This is a genomic window from Acinetobacter nosocomialis (assembly GCF_041021905.1).
GTDB classification, from domain to species: Bacteria; Pseudomonadota; Gammaproteobacteria; order Pseudomonadales; family Moraxellaceae; genus Acinetobacter; species Acinetobacter nosocomialis.
Window position 1 is genome coordinate 2,699,395 of record NZ_CP157432.1, and the last position, 17,537, is coordinate 2,716,931.

Sequence of the window (17,537 nt, forward strand, 5' to 3'; positions counted from 1 at the left end):
TTAAAGAACAGCAGCAGGATAAGAACCTAAAATACGAAGCTCTTTTACCATTGGACGGATATCATTGATTGCAGCAGCAACGTTTTCTTGATCAATATGACCTTCTAAATCGATAAAGAATACATATGCCCATTTTTCAGGTAATGCTGGACGGGTCTCAATACTCGTTAAGCTAATATTATGTTTTGCAAACGGCGCTAAAATTTCTAATAAAGCACCTGCACGATCATGTGCTGAAATTAATAACGATGTTTTGTCATTGCCACTTTGTGGAATTTTTTCACGGCCAATCACTAAGAAACGAGTGGTATTTTCCGGATTATCTTCAATATTGCTATGCAAGATTTCAAGATTATACATACCTGCTGCAATATCAGATGCAATTGCTGCTGAGTGCCATTCGTTGCGAATACGGCGTGCAGCTTCTGCATTTGAGTTTAAGGCAACACGTTCAACACCTGGATAATGCGCGTCTAACCATTGACGGCATTGCGCCAAAGTTTGCTGGTGCGCATAAATCTGTTTAATGCTGTCTTTACGCGTATTTTCAGAAACTAGGAATTGATGATGAATACGCAATTCAACTTCACCAATCACATTTAAATTCGATGTTTTAAAGCAATCTAGTGTGTGGTTCACAATACCTTCAGATGAGTTTTCAACTGGAACTACACCATAATGTGCACTACCCGCTTCTACTTCACGGAACACTTCATCAATAGTTGGTAATGGACGTACAACTGCATCTTTACCAAAATGTTTAAGCACAGCAGATTGCGTAAAAGTACCTTCAGGTCCTAAGAATGCAATGCTTTGCGGAGCTTCTAAAGCAAGGCAAGCAGACATAATTTCACGGAACAGACGCGCCATGGTTACATCAGATAAAGGTCCCTGATTGCGTTCCATAACTTTGCGTAATACTTGTGCTTCACGTTCAGGACGATAAAACAAAGGATTCTCTTCGGAAGCAAATTTAGCTTTAGCAACAGCTTCAGCAAGGCTTGCGCGGCGATTTAATAACTCTTGAATCTGTTGATCTACGCTATCAATATCTTCGCGAATTTGTTCTAAACTAAGAGAAGTCGTTTTGTTTTGATCATCGTTGATCATTGGAATGCAGCCTCAGAAAAATCATCTTTTAAACGAGAGTATAACAATAGTCGGCTTTGATTTGTTAGGCAATATCGGTGTACCGGCTTTTTTCGTTAATCACTCTCAAACCTGTCAATAAGATTACTTTATTTGATAATGATTTTCATTTATTATTTTACTTATAACATTTTCTTAACTTTATTATGCTTAAACCATTTTTCTTTTTATCTTGTAGTTTTCTCTTGGGCACTTTAATAAGTATGCCTGTTTTGGCTCAACCTTCAATAAAAGATCAATCAAAAATCGTTTTTCAAAATAATCAGGCACAATTTCAAATCAAATCTAAAAATACAGGTCATGAATATCTAATTCAAATTTATAAACCGCCTGTGGCCCCGCCCCAACATGGTTACCCTGTACTTTATATATTAGATGGAAATGCAACTTTCCCTAGTGCTGCCAATATTGCTCAGTCAATTGGAGCAGGTTCGACTAAATTAGGTTTAGATCCGCTCATGATTGTAGCTGTTGGTTATCCACATCAAAAAAACTTTGATGTGCAAAAGCGTGCTTATGATTACACACCAGAACCTTCTGCCCAATTTCAAGCACACGGTAAATATAAATATGGTGGTGCTGATCAGTTCATTGCCTTTTTAAATAACGAACTCAAACCTGAAATTGCAAATCAGTTTCCAGTTAACAGCCAGCAACAAAGCCTCTATGGGCACTCTTTTGGAGGCTTGTTTGTACTTTATCATTTTTTTCAAAAGCCAAATGCATTTCAGCGTTACTTCGCTGCAAGTCCTTCTTTGTGGTTTGATCAAGGCATGTTATTTCAACAGTTAGAACATTGGCAAAGTCAAAAACCAAATCATTTCCCTTTACTCATGACCACAGTCGGTACACATGAACAAGGTGGCCCTCTTACTCAACTGAATAATACGCTTAATGAAGCAGACTTTTTTAAAGCTTTAGAAAATAAACGTTCAAACGAATTTAGTTATTGGCATTTTTATAACCCTGCCGAACAACACATTACAAATTTATATGCGAGCTTACCTAAAGCACTTATGTTTGCTTCTTGTCAAAATTTAGAAAGCTGTAAATCTTTATTTGATGGACCATTACATCAGCCAGCCAAGTAAAAACATAATTACATTTAAAGCTGATTATTTCGTTGTTCTTAAAGATAGCCCTCTTAATGCATGGATTGGTTATACTGACCCAATATGTCATAACAACAGTAAAATAGAATGAATAAAATTATTGTTTTAAGCCTATTGGGTTTTACAACTTTTAGTTTAACGGCTTGCGGCGGTTGTCCAATAATTGCAGGTTGCAATGGTACTGATAATTCTCCGTACTATATGACGACTGTCAGTAATCAAATTCGTGGTATTCCAATCCCACCTCAAACCAAGCTGACCTATCAATCGCAAAATTTCAGACAGAAATTTGAGCAAACACATGCTTTAAAAGAAAAAAATTTATCAGGCATTGCATTACCAGAAAATACAGCAATCATTTGGGGAGGTATGCCAGTAGATATTTTTATACAATTTTCTAATCCCGAAATGAAAGGCTTCTCGGTCTATCCAGCACGAGGATTTAAAACAGAATTATCAAATGAGTTTTTACATTTATGGAAAAGCTGTGAAAGTGATTTAGACATTAACTTAAAGAATCCAAATGACTGGTCATTTAATCCTGAAAATATGGAAATAACGGGTTGTGGCATCAATCAAAAACGTAGCAAATATACCGAAGACTCTTTTCGTCAAGATGAAGCAGATGCATTTTTAATAAAGATCAATCAGGCCTTACACAAGTTACCCAAGCAACAAGACTTTCCTGTCATTTATCGAACTAACAAATAGTTAATATAAAAAAGCCTACTCAAAGGTAGGCTTTTTTTAAAACTATTTAATTAGGCTTTACCAATTAAGCCACGCGCTACGATTTCTTTCATAATTTCATTTGTACCACCGTAAATACGCTGAATACGAGCATCTACAAAGAAACGTGAAATTGGATATTCAGTCATATAACCATAACCACCAAAAAGTTGCAGCAAGTTGTCAGCTACTTTCATTTGCATATCTGTACTAAAACTTTTCAGTGCTGCAGCCGTTTCAACATCAAGTTTACCTTCTTGATATAAAGCAACGTTTCTCTCATAAAAAGCAGTAGTAGCAAGCTCATCAATTTTTGCTTGAGCTAAAACAAAACGCGTATTTTGGAATTGAGAAATAGGCTGACCAAATGCATGACGTTCTTTTACATAAGCCGTTGCTAAATCAATTGCACCACGAATAGCTCCAATTGCGGTAGATGCAATAGCGGTACGTTCTCGCGGTAACTCTTGCATTAAATAAGCAAAGCCTTGTCCAGCTTGACCGAGTAACTGGTTTTTAGGAACCTTAACATTGTCAAAAAATAGCTCAGAAGTATCTTGAGAATGCAGACCGATTTTGTCTAGGTTGGTACCTTTCTTAAAGCCTTCCAGATGAGTATCTGCCAATAATAATGACACCCCTTTCGCACGCGCTTGAGGATCGGTTTTTACTGCAAGCACCACAAGGTCAGCATGTTGACCATTTGAAATAAATGTTTTTGATCCATTTAGTAAATAATGGTCATCTTGCAAAATGGCGCTCGTACGCATTGATTGTAAGTCTGAACCAGCACCCGGTTCAGTCATACCAATTGCCCCAACCACTTCACCAGTTACCATTTTCGGCAACCAATATTGTTTTTGCTCTTCTGTACCAATATGTAAAATATAAGGTGCAGCAATTTCAGAGTGACATGAAATAGCAGTTGATAATGCACAAAAACCAGCTCGAGCAGACTCTTCAACTAACATTAATGAATAGTAAGTTGGAACCCCATAACCGCCATATTCTTCTGGGACATCCACACATAGAAAGCCATTTTCGCCCAGTTGATTCCACACTGAACGCGGCATAATTCCTTCACGTTCCCATTGGTCGTAATGTGGAGCAATATGCTCATTCATAAAACGTTTAAAATTATCACGGAATAATTCTAAATCTGCATCATATGCCAACATAATATTTTCCTTCGGCTTTATTGTTTTATCGAATCTCATTGCTGTGCATGCTAATCATTTTTTTAGTTACTGTCATGGCATAGCTGCTCATTTAAACTGTACTTTTCAGTCAGCCAATAAAAAAGGAAGCTTAGCCTCCTTTTTTATTACGATAAATGATTAGTGAGATGCCTCAGCAATTACACTTTTTTGCTCAAGCATTTTTCTATCTACTTCATCGGGATTATTCAGTGCATCATTTAGTTTATCTTTATCTAATGCACCAACCCATTTCGCAACCACAATCGTTGCTAAAGAGTTACCAACAAGGTTCGTTAAAGCACGAGCTTCTGACATGAAACGGTCAATACCTAAAATCAATGCCAAACCTGCAACTGGTATATGACCAACAGCAGATAAAGTTGCAGCCATAACAATAAAACCAGAACCCGTTACACCCGCCGCACCTTTAGATGAAATTAAAAGTACCAATAGCAAAGTAATTTGATGCTGGATATCAAGCTGTGTATTTGTTGCCTGAGCAATAAAGATTGCAGCCATGGTCAAATAAATTGAAGTACCATCGAGGTTAAATGAATAACCTGTTGGGATGACTAAACCAACCACAGACTTTTCACAACCTGCGATTTCAAGCTTACGTAGCATACGTGGTAGAACTGACTCAGAAGAAGATGTACCAAGTACAATTAAAAGTTCTTCACGAATCAAACGCACCATTTTAAGAATGCTAAATCCACTCAAACGGCTGATGGTTCCTAATACCAAGAAAATAAATAATAAACAGGTAATGTAGAAACAGAGGATGAGCTGGCCCAACTGTACCAGTGAACCCACACCATATTTACCGATAGTAAACGCCATTGCCCCGAACGCACCTAGTGGAGCAAGCTTCATGATCATATTTACAATGTTAAAGAACACATGTGCAATTTGATCAATTAACTTTAATACCGGACGTCCTGCATCACCTAACTTATGCAGTGCAAAGCCAAATAGAATTGCAAAAAGAAGGACCTGTAAGATTTCACCATTTGCAAATGCACCCACTACTGTATCTGGGATGATATGCATTAAGAAATCAACGGTAGATTGTGACTCACCAGAAGTGACGTATTTTTGGATACCTGAAGTGTCCAGAGTCGCAGGATCAATATTCATTCCTACGCCTGGCTTTGCAATGTTAATCACCACAAGGCCAATCAGAAGTGCGATTGTTGAAACGATCTCGAAGTATAACAACGCAACACCGCCAGTTTTACCCACTGACTTCATACTTTCCATACCAGCGATACCACTGACCACTGTACAGAAAATAACAGGTGCGATGATCATTTTAATCAAACGAATAAAAGCATCACCTAATGGCTTGAGTTGCTCACCTAAACCTGGAATATGGTGTTCAACACCATTCACTATTTGCGTTGTACTTGGTGAGAAATGCCCAACCAGAACACCCGCAATAATCGCAATAATCACTTGAAAATAAAGTGATTTATAAATCGGTTTTTTAGCCATAACTTTACTTCAATCTATATTTCCAAGTCCGTTGGAAATATCAAAATGAAACGTCTATTCTTTACGAATACACAGCCCTAACCTTTCACATAAACACCGCAAAAGGGAAACGGTTTTTTGGGAACAAAAAACCTTCCTACTACCTCAATGAAAACGAAATACAGTTTTCTAAAACAGGAGAATACCTGAAGTTTCCAACCACTTTGAGTAGCCAGAAATAACCTCTTACTTTTCCAATAAAAAGCTGAAGATATAGGAGAATCACATAAAATTATGATATGAGTGCTCAAAAAAGCACGTGAAAGTTTACTCGAATTAAATAGCAATTCGGTTAAAATTTTGGCTAATACGCACAAAAAACACTCATGCAGCCTTAAGACTTTAGTATGAGAAACACTTTTGATATTTTTTCAGCAGTTTTTTATGTCATATTGATAAGTCCTTGTAGACAATTCATTTTGAGCTGTCTCCCCCTTATTTTTACTGTTTTGAATTGCCATGAATACTAAACGTAATATCTATAAAGATGCTGAACATCCCTTTGCTCAATATGTCCGTATTTTAGGTAAGGGGAAAACCGGCTCTCGCTCACTAAGTTATGAAGAGGCCTATCAGGCTTTTACCATGATTTTAAAAGGTGAAGTTCTTGATGTTCAGTTGGGTGCTTTTTTAATGCTGCTACGTGTTAAAGAAGAGTCCATTGATGAGCTTGCAGGCTTTGTACAAGCCACCAAAGACCAACTTAATTTTCAACCTTTAGATGTGGACTTGGACTGGTCATCTTATGCAGGCAAGCGGAAACATTACCCTTGGTTTTTATTAGCAGCTCTTACCCTTGCTCACCACAGCTATAAAATCGTCATGCATGGCGCTTCTGGACATACGATTAACCGGGTCTATACCGAACAAGTTTTGCAATATTTAGATTATAAAATTTGCCATTCTGAACAAGAAGTCCGCACACAATTGGCCGAACAGAATTTTGCTTACTTACCATTAGATGTAATTTCACCTGTTTTAAGTGATTTAATTTCTTTGAGAAATGTGATGGGTTTACGCTCGCCTATTCATACGTTAGCCCGCCTCATTAATCCTTTTAGCGCTAAGGCCACCTTGCAAGCCATATTCCATCCTGCATACAGAACTTCTCATCAGCATAGTGCGCTTCGCTTAGGCTATCAAAATAGTGCAGTCATTAAAGGTGAAGGCGGTGAATTTGAACGAAACCCAGACGCGAAAACCCTGATTTGCGGAATTAAAAATGGAGAACTCTATGAGCATGAGTTGCCAAAGCTTACGCCTGAACGTAGCCCAATTGAAGAAGAGTTAGACTTAGCCACCTTTAAAGCGGTCTGGCTTGGAAAGCAAAATCATGAATATGGGGAAATGGCCGTAACAGAAACTATGGGTATTGCGTTATATACCATGGGCGTTGTTTCTAATTTTGAGGAAGCAATGCAAAAAGCAAAAGTGTTATGGGAAACACGTAATTCAAGCCAATAAAACTAATATAAGACCATACAGCCTTCTATAGCATGTTTTTCTTATATTGCTACATATAGGCAATACTTACTTTTCAAAGATGAAAAGTAACAAAAATCTTTTGTTGAGCAAACAGTACTTCCATGTACTGTTGCTCAACTGGCGACATCCATGTCGCCGACGCGATAGCAAATGCTAACTAGGATTTATTCTTTTGTTTTAAAATACGGTTTTAAACAAAACGAATCGGTTTAAATTCAGGCTCATGCTTGTGATGATCATCTTCACAAACCTCACCCTCTTCTTTTGTACCACGGTCAATATAACCGCTACGCTGTTCTTCCGGTAAGTTCTTTAACTCCCAAGCAATCACGGCTTGCATACATGTTTCGCGCTGCTCTTTCGTTAAAACAACACCATTTGGCCATTTACCAATTTCTACTGCTGTTTTTAAACGCTCTACAATTTCAGGGTTTAAAACAGATAGCATTTGTTCAATATTCATGATTCATCTCTTTGAAAAGATTCAAAATCTTGGTTCCAACCCAGTTTGGTACGACAAGCCATATAGAAATCATAACCTGGTGGGTGTAATAAACTTAATTTAAATGGGTGTTTGCGGATGTGCAAACTGTCACCAACATTGAGCGATACACTATGTTGCCCATCTGCACTCACCATCGGTAATACCCGATTTTCGCGAATGACGATTTTAATTTCACTTTGCCCACCAACTACGATTGGGCGTGAAGATAATGTATGGGGGTGCATAGGGACTAATGCAATAGCATCCATACTCGGATGTAAAATTGGACCACCACCTGACAATGCATAAGCAGTTGATCCTGTCGGGGTCGAAACAATTAAACCATCACTATGCTGACGGTAAACATATTGACCATCAATATTAAGTTCAAAGTCGATCATATGTACCGACTTACCTGAGTGTAGTACAACGTCATTTAAAGCAATTGCATCATAAATGACTTCACCATTGGTCCGTACTTCCATTTCAAGCAAGAAACGGCGATCAAGTTGGAAATGACCTTGTAATACCTGATCAAGTTTAAAAATAGCTTCCGCAGGCTTAATATCAGTTAAAAATCCTAAACGCCCACGGTTAATACCAATGACAGGTGTATTGTAGCGAACTAAAGCTCTAGCTGCATGAAGTAAAGAACCATCTCCACCTACTACAATCACCAGATCAGCAACTTCACCTAATAAGTGACGACTAACAACTTGTGCATGATCATAGGGCACTAATTCGGCAGTTTCCTGATCAAAAATGGGGTTTAGGCCTAAACTTAGCAAATGGTCATGAATTAAACATAGTGTTTCTACAACTGATGATTTATCCGGTCGACCAATTAACCCGACGTTTCTGAAGGACTTATGTGAAATTTGCACGAATGAGTAAGCTCCGCTGCGATTCTACGCTATCATAACATTAACCTGATTAATTTAAAAAAACATAACAACAAGATGCTGTAAAATTCAATCTAAGTTTTCCATTTATTCACAGTTTTATCATTGCAAATTGATGACAAGCTATCGCATCATTAACGTATTGTTTAGGGTTTTATCTCATTTATATGAAGTTTGAACGTGGTATCGGTTTCTTCGCGCTAATTTTTTCCATATTGGTGATTGGTGCTTTTATTGCTCTTAGTATCTATCTGATTCGTTTAGATAATATTATCCGTGAAAAATTTGAAGGACAGCGCTGGGACATTCCTGCCAAAGTGTTCGCTCGGCCTTTGGAAATTTATAATAATGCACCCATTACTCAAGCAAATTTTACCCAAGAATTAAAATTATTAGGTTACAAAACTTCAAGTAATTATGACAAGTCTGGAACCTTCGTTGCTCAAGGCAGCAACATGTATGTACATACACGCGGTTTTGACTATGGTGATAGCGTAGAACCGGAACAAGTTTTAGAACTTAGCTTTGCAAACGACCAAGTTGCAGAGGTACGCAGTACAAAACCTTCTTCAACAGGTGTGGCTCGTTTAGAACCTTTACTGATTGGGGGAATCTATCCTCAGCATAATGAAGACCGTGTTCTGATCAAACTCAATAATGTTCCTAAACCACTCATTGAAGCTTTAATTTCTACAGAAGACCGTAATTTCTACCATCACCACGGTATTTCAATTCGTGGTACAGCACGTGCTTTGGTAAGTAATGTCACTGGAGGACGTCGCCAAGGTGGTTCAACCCTGACACAACAGTTAGTCAAAAATTTCTATCTAACCCCTGAACGTACATTAAAGCGTAAAGTTAATGAAGCATTAATGGCTTTACTTATTGAGCTTCATTACAGCAAAGATGAAATTTTAGAAGCTTATTTAAATGAAGTAAATTTAGGCCAAAATGGTAACTATTCAATTAATGGTTATGGCTTGGCTTCGCAGTTTTATTTTGGTTTACCACTTCGGGAACTTAATGTCGCGCAACAAGCTTATTTAGTCGGTTTAGTTCAAGGGCCATCTTTATATAACCCTTGGAAAAACCCTGAAGGAGCAAAAAATCGTCGCGATACAGTATTGAATAACATGCGTGTAATGGGTTATTTAACTCAAGCCGAATATGAAACTGAAATTGCACGTCCTTTAGGTGTTCTCAGCAAGCCAAGCTTAGGTCCTGCAAAATTCCCTGATTTCCTAGATATTGTGCGCCGTCAGTTACGTACCGAATATCAAGAAAGCGATTTAACTAATCAAGGATTACGTATTTTTACGACCTTGGACCCAATTGCACAAACTCAGGTTCAAGATGCATTTAAAGCATCTGTAGAACGTCTTACTCAAAGTAACCCTGCCCGCTTGAAAAACTTGCAAGGTGCGGTACTGATTGCACATCCTGAAAACGGTGAGTTGATTGCAGCCGTTGGCTCAACTCAAGATTTTACTGGCTTTAACCGTGCTTTAGATGCAAAACGTCAAGTCGGTTCTTTATTGAAGCCAGTTATTTATTTAAGTGCAATTGAGTCTGGACGTTATAACTGGGCAAGTAAGATCGAAGATGCTCCTATTAGCATTCCTGTAGATGGCGGTAAAAGCTGGACACCGAAAAACTATAGTGGCGGTGGTCATGGCGTTGTAAGTTTAAGTGAAGCCTTAGCAAACTCTTACAACCTATCTGCAGTTCGTCTAGGTCAAGAATTTGGGTTATCTACTTTTACCAACAACTTAAGAAAATTTGGTGTTGAATCACCAATTCCAGCCTACCCTTCTATTTTCCTTGGTGCAGTTAATATGTCACCAATGGAAGTACTCGGTATTTATGAAAACTTCGCTACAGGTGGTTTCAAATATCCAACTCGTGCGATTCGTTCTGTGGTAGATGCAAATGGCCGTTTACTTGATCGTTATGGTTTAAACGTACAACAAACCATTGACCCTTCGGTTGGCTATATCATGAACTATGGCCTACAACAGGTCATGTCATCAGGTACGGGCCGCACAGCGTATAACAGCTTACCTCCTACTTTAAAATTGGCTGGTAAATCAGGTACAACTAACGATACACGTGACTCATGGTTTGCTGGTTATTCGGGGAACCATGTCGCTGTAGTATGGTTAGGTCTAGATGACAACAAAGTAACTGGCTTAACAGGTTCATCTGGTGCATTACCAGTGTGGATTAATGTGATGAAACAATTACGTCAAACACCAGTAAATCTACGTCAGCCAGACACGGTACAGTGGCAATGGATTGACCATGCAACAGGTGATTTATCAGCACAAGCTTGTGCTGGCGCGATGTATATCCCTATGCTGACACATACGGTTCCGCATCGTGCTACGCCATGTGGAGCACCGTATTATCAAGTTGATCCAACATACGCACCACAAAGTGATAACACAGCACCAGCTTCTCAACCGGATAATAGCGATAGCTATATTCGTGAGAGTGAAAGCCAGATGGAACAAGATCTGTCGAATAACACACGAGTGATTTCTAGTGGTAGTTATAACAACTAAGCATTAACAGGAAACAGGATATGTTAAAGAAAGGTGTTTTTTATATTGGTGCTGTACTTATGGTCGGCTGTACAACTTTACCGGATCATTCAACTCCAAAAGAGAAAACACCACCTGTTACTGAGAAAAAGAATGCTGAGACACCATCTGGTGTAAAAATTACACCCTATGATCATCCAGATATTCAACGTAAAAGTTTACAGGTGATTGTTCCTCAGCAGAAAAAGCCCCAACGCTTTAATGAGGATGGAAGCCAGTTACCAGCTTTTAAAACTTTAATGCAAAAAACTGAGCAAGCTTACAAAAACCAGCAATGGTCAGATGCAGAGCGCTACGCCCTTCAAGCCCAGCGTTTAGCTCCACAGGCCGCCGAGACTTATTTATTTCTTGCACTGACTGCAAATCATAAACAGCAATATGCTAATGCTGAGTCTCTTGCAAGACGTGGTTTAAGCTTTGCTCAGAGCCAAGCGATGAAAAAACAGCTTTGGCTAACCATTTTAAAAGCGGGTCAACAACGTAATAACCCAAAAACTGTTCAGGAAGCTCAGCAAGCATTAAAAGCGCTCTAGCTTTTAATGCTTTTATGTCTTTTTAAAAATTACGAATACCTGCCAAGCCATACGCACCATATTGCTGTGCTGTGGCTAAATCATCAGGACTCATGCCCCCTAAAGCAAAGACGGGAATCTGGCATTTGTCAATTAAGTCAGCAAAACGATCCCACCCTAATGCGATAGCGTCAGGATGGGTCTCTGTTACTTTGACAGGGCTTACAAAAACAGCATCACAACCAATTTGCTGAGCATGCTGTAAAGAAACCGCATCGTGGCAAGCAGCAATAAAACGTACTCCCACTTCTAAGTCGCCTTTATGCAAACTCATTAATTGAGACTGTTTAAGATGTACTGTTCTTATACGGCTTTTTAAATCAGGTTTTAGTTTGTGCCAAACATCGACATTCATGATTAATTTTGAAAGCTGATTTGTATCTAAAAGAGCTAATTTTTCTAGATCATCCTCACTAACATTATCTTTTTCACTGCGCCAATACACTAAAGTTTCATCATTTTCGGGTAGTGTGAGCGTAGCGCTAATTTTAATAAAATGTGGCCAATACAATCTTTTAATAATATCTTTGTTGGCTTTCGGGAAGTTTAAGTTAACTAGCTGATCACGCGTATACCATGTCCAAGGCTGATGAATAAGATTTAATAATTCATCAGGTACATAGCTATGGAACAAATGAAGGTTGACGATAATGTCATCATATTCATGGTGAATATAATCAAACTGATGCCAATCTTTTAAACCAATACCGACTTCTTCATAAATTTCACGGCGGCATGCTTCTTCAGGCGTTTCACCCTGCTCAACCTTTCCTCCTGGAAACTCATGCTTTCCACCTTGATGCTGCTGTTCACCACGCCATCCAACTAATATTTTTCCGCGATGAATTAAGATAGCTATTGCGACATCGACTATCGGTTTAGGCATTTTTCTACTCACTCAAATTTTTCCCAAGTGTAAGCAAATTTTATCAATTTATAAATTCTTTAAAATCTCATTGACAGATCTATTCGATAATGATTATCATTTAAATCGTTCAAGAATATACCACGGAGCACAACAAATGAACGCACCTTTTAGCTTATTTACTCGTAACACTGACTCAGCTCATGCCTTACCAATGCTGCATTCTAACAACCTATTTGCATTAGGTCGTGAAATTCGAATTATGCATGCTGGCGAGGAATACCGACTACGCCTTACTCGTAATAACCGTCTCATTTTAACTAAATAAGAACTACCCTCGCGTTTCAATAATATTCGTGGGAAAACAAAAAATGGATAGCATGGGCAACCATGCTATTTTTGTATTTCATGATTAAAAGGCAATGTCACCTCAACTTTTAAACCACCTTGGTTTGCATGCATAAATTGTAGTTCCCCACCATGGAGTTGAATAATTTTCTTAGTAATTGATAGACCTAATCCTGAGCCTTGTTGCTGCGTACCTAATACACGAAAAAAACGCTGTCCTAGACGTCTTAAAACTTCATCATCTACGCCATTTCCAGTGTCTTCTATAGAAATTTTTAATTGTTGCTGATCATGACTGAGCTCAACATGAATAAAACCCAACATAGGACTATAGCGAATAGCATTATCAAACAGATTTCTAAAAGCAATGAAAAGTAATTCTTCATTTGCAAATATTTTGGTTTCATTTGACAAAATATTTGTCTCAATCATCATTTGTTTGGCTTGTGCATCCATGCTTACAGTTTCAATTACTCGAGCCAATAGATGGTTTAAATCAATCACACTCTTAAAGAGTTCTGGTTGTTCTATTTCATTAGGTTCCAAACGAGCAAGAAGCAGTAAATTTTCAAGAATTTTGGTACTTCTTGAAACGTCTTCTTGGATGCGTTCAAAGTCTTGATCAAGCTCTGGAATATGCTGATATTTACGTTGTAAAACTTGCAGACGCATTTGTATGGCAGATAAAGGTGAACGTAACTCATGTGATGCATCTGCGGTAAATCGCTGTTCAGCAACGAGTGCCCTTTGGAGCCTTGCAAGTAACTGGTTTAATGCATCTATGACGGGTTGAATTTCTGTAATGACATCTGGGTCTTGAATCGGTTCTAAATTTGATGCGGTTTTTTGAGCAATACGTTTAGAGAGTAGATTGAGAGCCGCCAATTGTTGTTCGGTACGCCAACTTACAATGACCCATTGTAGTAGCCAGAACAAAACCATAAGACCACTATATCCAGCGAGTGCTTTGAGTACCTCTTCAACACGAGTACTCATGGGTTGAAAAACCTCAACTTGCAGCTCTGAATCTTTTTGTTGTGCGGCCAGACTACGCCATAATTGACCATCAAACCAAAAATATGAAAAACCGTTTGATAAATTGCCTTGTTCAAAAAGTTCATGTTGGTAAGTATGAGAATGAGTAAGCAATTGACCAGAATTTAATAATTCATACTGAATATCAAACTCATCACTGAGCTCGTCAAATTGTCTCATAGAATGTTTAGAGAGATCAGAAACCAATAAGGTATCTGAAATTTCATCCATGATTTCATCTTGCACTGACATGTTGTGATAAATCGAAAATATGGTAAGCAAGCTTAAAGCGAGCAGCCCCACCACGATACTGCTCCACATAGTGGTTTTAACCAGTTGAGACTGCAAAGAGGAGCGATTCGTTTTCATTTTAAATCTCCCATACGGTAGCCTAGTCCCCGTATGGTTTTAATACTGCTACTGCCGATTTTTTTTCGAAGTTGATAGATAAAAACCTCTATTGCATTACTTTCAATCTCGTCCCCCCATGCATAGAGCGCTTCTTCTAATTGATCCCGAGTAATAATATGTTCAGGATGAACCATGAGCTTACGTAAAATTTGGAACTCTTTCGCTGTTAAATCAATGGGATTTCCGGCCAACGATACAACTTTTGCTTGAGTATCGAGATGTAAATCTCCCCATATTAGAATCGATTGCTGACTTAAAGTTTGATTACGTAATTGAGCACGGATTCGGGCAGATAACTCTTCTAGGCTAAAAGGTTTAATCAAGTAGTCATTTGCGCCTAAATCTAGTCCCTCTACCCGGTCATGAATGCTGTCACGTGCTGTAATAAAAATGACAGGTACATTTTTTTGTTTATAACGGATTGTTGTTAAGACTTTTTCACCTGCCAGTTGAGGTAAACCTCGATCAAGTAAAATACAATCATAGTCATGCTGCTCAATCGCAGTAAGGGCATAATCACCTCTTTCGACCCAATCGACTTGATAGCCATCTAACTCTAACCAAGATTGAATACTTTCCGCTTGAGAGCGATCATCTTCTGCAAGCAAAATTCTCATCTATTTTTCCTGTTATATTCTGTCTTGATCTTGCCAAGCCTTTATTAAAAAAGCAAAGCCGCATCATCAGTGCGGCTATAAATATTATAAGTAAAGTCCAATGCTTAAAACTGGATTTGTTCTACATCAATTTCTACATGTTTTGAGGGTTTAAAGTCTATATCTACTTCACCAACTAAACCAATATTAGTTGTTGGGGAAATAGGATGACCTTGCCAAAGCTCATCATCTACATTAATAGTGATAGTACCTGTTTTATCTCGGAACTGATATTTCTCATCTCCAATAGATTTCACGACTTGTCCATGTAGTTTTACAGGCGTATCGTCTTTTGCCGTTAATGCTTGCTTAACAGTAGTGACCGTTGCAGATATAGCCGCTGCTTGACTCATAGATATAGGAGCTAGCGCTATACCAGTAAGCGCTGTCATCAAGATCACTTTAAATGCTTTCATAAAATCACCTATTTGATTACATCTTGGAATGACATCAGTAAAACAAGCATAAATGAGGTGAATCTTAAGAAAAGTTTAGTTTAATGGAACAACTCTTAATACCTCTTCTAAAGTGGTAAGCCCTTCAATGACTTTATGTGCTCCCGCAATTCTCAAAGGCTCTACACTTTCTTTTTTGGTTTGGCTTCGTAGTTCATTTAATGTCGCATGGCTGCTAATAAGATGCTTAAGCTCAAGACTAACTGGCATAAACTCATAAATACCAACTCGACCTTTATAGCCCGTATGTCGGCATTGTTCACACCCTACTGCTTGATAAACTTTTTCGGGCATTTCCATAATATAGTCAAATGTTAGATGCTGCCATTCTTCCTCATTTATATGAGTTTCTTGTTTGCAGTGCGGGCAAAGTCGTCGCACTAAACGCTGAGCCAATACCCCTAAAATAGTCGCTGCTGTTAAAAAAGGTTGCACACCCAAATCATGTAAACGCGTCAAACTAGACGGCGCATCATTGGTATGTAAAGTTGATAAAACCAAATGACCTGTGAGTGCTGCCTGAATGGCCATATTTGCAGTATCTTGGTCACGAATTTCCCCAATCATAATAATGTCTGGGTCTTGACGCATCAGGGCACGCACACCATCAGCAAAGCCCAGCTCAATTGCATTATTGACCTGCATTTGGTTAAAACTAGGCTCTAGCATTTCTATCGGGTCTTCAATGGTACAGACATTGACCTGCTCGGTTGCAAGCTGCTTTAAAGAAGAATATAGCGTTGTGGTTTTACCAGAACCTGTTGGACCAGTAACCAAAATAATGCCGTGACTATTTTGTGTAATACGCTGCCATTGTTGCAACAATGACTGGTCAAAACCCAATTGCTGAAAGGAACGTACCAGTACATCTGGATCAAAAATACGCATAACCAGTTTTTCACCAAACGCTGTTGGTAAGGTAGATAAACGGAGCTCGGTTTCTTGCCCTTTCGGTGTGCGTGTTTTTAACCGACCATCTTGCGGTTTACGTTTTTCCGCTACATTTAATCGCCCTAAAATTTTAATTCGGGAAATCACGGCAGTCAGTGTATTTGAGGGCATGTTATAAATGGTATGTAAAACACCATCAATACGGAACCGAACTTTGCCATTGTCTTTACGCGGTTCCATATGAATGTCACTGGCGCTTTGTTCAAATGCAAACTGTAAAATCCAGTCGACCAATTTCACAATATGCTGATCATTGGCATCAGGATTCTGTGTATCACCAAGCTGTAAAAGTGCTTCTACCCCTTTGTTATCACGGTCATGGGCAGCATCTTTCTGAGCTGAATTTACCGCACGGCTAACCTGATAATATTCTCGCAAATAACGTTGCAACTGTTCGGGATTAAGCAATACCCGTTCAATTTTCTTCGGTGCCAGGCTTCTTTCCAAATTGTTTAACCAATCTGTTTTAAAAGGCTGGTCTGTACCAATCACAATTCGGTCTGCATGGACTTCTACAGCTAAAATATGGTTTCGAATTGCAAACTCTTGTGACATGACTTGAGTTAAAGCGCTTACATCTGCTTTTAAAGGATCAATCACAAATAAAGGTAATTGCGCCCGATCGGCAAACCATTGGCACAGGCGGTTTAGACTTAAATGTGCTTGTACGTGCTGTTGGTCTTTTAAATTAAAATGTGCAATCCACTGTAATGGATGCCATTTCAATTGATCTTTTTGTCTATTTGTCGTTTGTACCAGTAATTTGTCCCGTTCAGTAATGCGGCCTTCTTGTAATAGTTGTTCCAGACACCAATGTGCGTCTATTTCTACATGTGCATTCATGTGTTATCCCCAATATATTTTTATAATATAGCAGAGATGTTTTAGATTTAACTGGTCTAGAAATCTTCAAATTTAGCTTTTAAATATCTTTTAACTTCAAATAATTAAACCAATTCTCAACTTAGATTTTTTTTGTGTCATAGATCATATTTATAAAGATATTTATTATGATAGTTTGATTAAAAAAGAGACTAGGCTCAATACA

General features: G+C 38.4%; 16 protein-coding genes. 6 read left to right on the top strand and 10 right to left on the bottom strand.

Annotation, left to right across the window (positions count from 1 at the left end; genetic code table 11):
* Positions 1-1,110, bottom strand: a complete 1,110-nt coding sequence (gene pheA, locus ABLC00_RS12615) for a prephenate dehydratase (RefSeq protein WP_002049199.1) — start codon at positions 1,108-1,110, stop codon at positions 1-3.
* 185 nt (positions 1,111-1,295) lie between these two features.
* Here pheA and ABLC00_RS12620 point away from each other — a divergent pair, with 185 nt between their 5' ends.
* Entirely contained in the window at positions 1,296-2,240 is a 945-nt protein-coding gene (locus ABLC00_RS12620) for an alpha/beta hydrolase (RefSeq protein ID WP_004886246.1), read from the top strand.
* A gap of 108 nt (positions 2,241-2,348) precedes the next feature.
* Positions 2,349-2,972 (top strand): hypothetical protein, encoded by a 624-nt coding sequence (locus ABLC00_RS12625; protein WP_004886243.1) that lies wholly within the window; start codon positions 2,349-2,351, stop codon positions 2,970-2,972.
* Between the two features lie 50 nt (positions 2,973-3,022).
* Here ABLC00_RS12625 and ABLC00_RS12630 read toward each other — a convergent pair whose 3' ends face one another.
* Positions 3,023-4,168 (bottom strand): acyl-CoA dehydrogenase family protein, encoded by a 1,146-nt coding sequence (locus ABLC00_RS12630; RefSeq protein ID WP_004886242.1) that lies wholly within the window; start codon positions 4,166-4,168, stop codon positions 3,023-3,025.
* 159 nt (positions 4,169-4,327) lie between these two features.
* Entirely contained in the window at positions 4,328-5,683 is a 1,356-nt protein-coding gene (locus tag ABLC00_RS12635) for a dicarboxylate/amino acid:cation symporter (RefSeq protein WP_002049312.1), read from the bottom strand.
* Positions 5,684-6,181: 498 nt separating this feature from the next.
* Here ABLC00_RS12635 and ABLC00_RS12640 point away from each other — a divergent pair, with 498 nt between their 5' ends.
* Entirely contained in the window at positions 6,182-7,186 is a 1,005-nt protein-coding gene (locus ABLC00_RS12640) for a glycosyl transferase family protein (protein WP_004886239.1), read from the top strand.
* A 211-nt stretch (positions 7,187-7,397) separates the two neighbouring features.
* Here the strand turns inward: ABLC00_RS12640 and ABLC00_RS12645 are convergent, their stop codons facing one another.
* Both ABLC00_RS12645 and ABLC00_RS12650 read right to left on the bottom strand, forming a co-directional pair.
* Positions 7,398-7,670 (bottom strand): YeaC family protein, encoded by a 273-nt coding sequence (locus ABLC00_RS12645; protein ID WP_003650690.1) that lies wholly within the window; start codon positions 7,668-7,670, stop codon positions 7,398-7,400.
* Entirely contained in the window at positions 7,667-8,575 is a 909-nt protein-coding gene (locus ABLC00_RS12650) for an NAD(+) kinase (RefSeq protein WP_002049094.1), read from the bottom strand. The genes ABLC00_RS12645 and ABLC00_RS12650 overlap by 4 nt, the downstream gene beginning before the upstream one ends.
* 185 nt (positions 8,576-8,760) lie before the next feature.
* Between ABLC00_RS12650 and mrcB the strand changes: the two genes are divergently transcribed.
* Together mrcB and ABLC00_RS12660 are read left to right on the top strand one after the other, a co-directional pair.
* On the top strand, positions 8,761-11,157 hold the full coding sequence (gene mrcB / locus ABLC00_RS12655; RefSeq protein ID WP_004886236.1) for a penicillin-binding protein 1B: 2,397 nt from the start codon (positions 8,761-8,763) through the stop codon (positions 11,155-11,157).
* Between the two features lie 20 nt (positions 11,158-11,177).
* Positions 11,178-11,729 carry a tetratricopeptide repeat protein gene (locus ABLC00_RS12660; RefSeq protein WP_004886233.1) on the top strand — a complete coding sequence of 184 codons (552 nt, stop codon included), beginning with the start codon at positions 11,178-11,180 and terminating at the stop codon, positions 11,727-11,729.
* A gap of 22 nt (positions 11,730-11,751) precedes the next feature.
* On the opposite strand, the gene ABLC00_RS12665 is transcribed toward ABLC00_RS12660, so the two are convergent.
* Positions 11,752-12,654 (bottom strand): NUDIX domain-containing protein, encoded by a 903-nt coding sequence (locus ABLC00_RS12665; protein WP_004886228.1) that lies wholly within the window; start codon positions 12,652-12,654, stop codon positions 11,752-11,754.
* 136 nt (positions 12,655-12,790) lie between these two features.
* On the opposite strand from ABLC00_RS12665, the gene hemP reads away from it, so the two are divergent.
* Positions 12,791-12,961: a hemin uptake protein HemP gene (hemP, locus tag ABLC00_RS12670; protein ID WP_000993415.1), complete on the top strand. Its 171-nt coding sequence runs from the start codon at positions 12,791-12,793 to the stop codon at positions 12,959-12,961.
* Between the two features lie 65 nt (positions 12,962-13,026).
* Here hemP and ABLC00_RS12675 read toward each other — a convergent pair whose 3' ends face one another.
* From ABLC00_RS12675 to ABLC00_RS12690, 4 genes are all read right to left on the bottom strand, one after another.
* On the bottom strand, positions 13,027-14,385 hold the full coding sequence (locus ABLC00_RS12675) for a HAMP domain-containing sensor histidine kinase (RefSeq protein WP_004886224.1): 1,359 nt from the start codon (positions 14,383-14,385) through the stop codon (positions 13,027-13,029).
* The gene (locus ABLC00_RS12680) at positions 14,382-15,044 is read right to left on the bottom strand and encodes a response regulator transcription factor (RefSeq protein ID WP_004886221.1); all 663 of its coding nucleotides are present in this window, start codon (positions 15,042-15,044) and stop codon (positions 14,382-14,384) included. The genes ABLC00_RS12675 and ABLC00_RS12680 overlap by 4 nt, the downstream gene beginning before the upstream one ends.
* A gap of 104 nt (positions 15,045-15,148) precedes the next feature.
* Entirely contained in the window at positions 15,149-15,499 is a 351-nt protein-coding gene (locus ABLC00_RS12685) for a NirD/YgiW/YdeI family stress tolerance protein (protein WP_002049212.1), read from the bottom strand.
* A gap of 75 nt (positions 15,500-15,574) precedes the next feature.
* Positions 15,575-17,332 carry a GspE/PulE family protein gene (locus ABLC00_RS12690; RefSeq protein ID WP_004886218.1) on the bottom strand — a complete coding sequence of 586 codons (1,758 nt, stop codon included), beginning with the start codon at positions 17,330-17,332 and terminating at the stop codon, positions 15,575-15,577.
* Between the last annotated feature and the right edge of the window lie 205 nt (positions 17,333-17,537).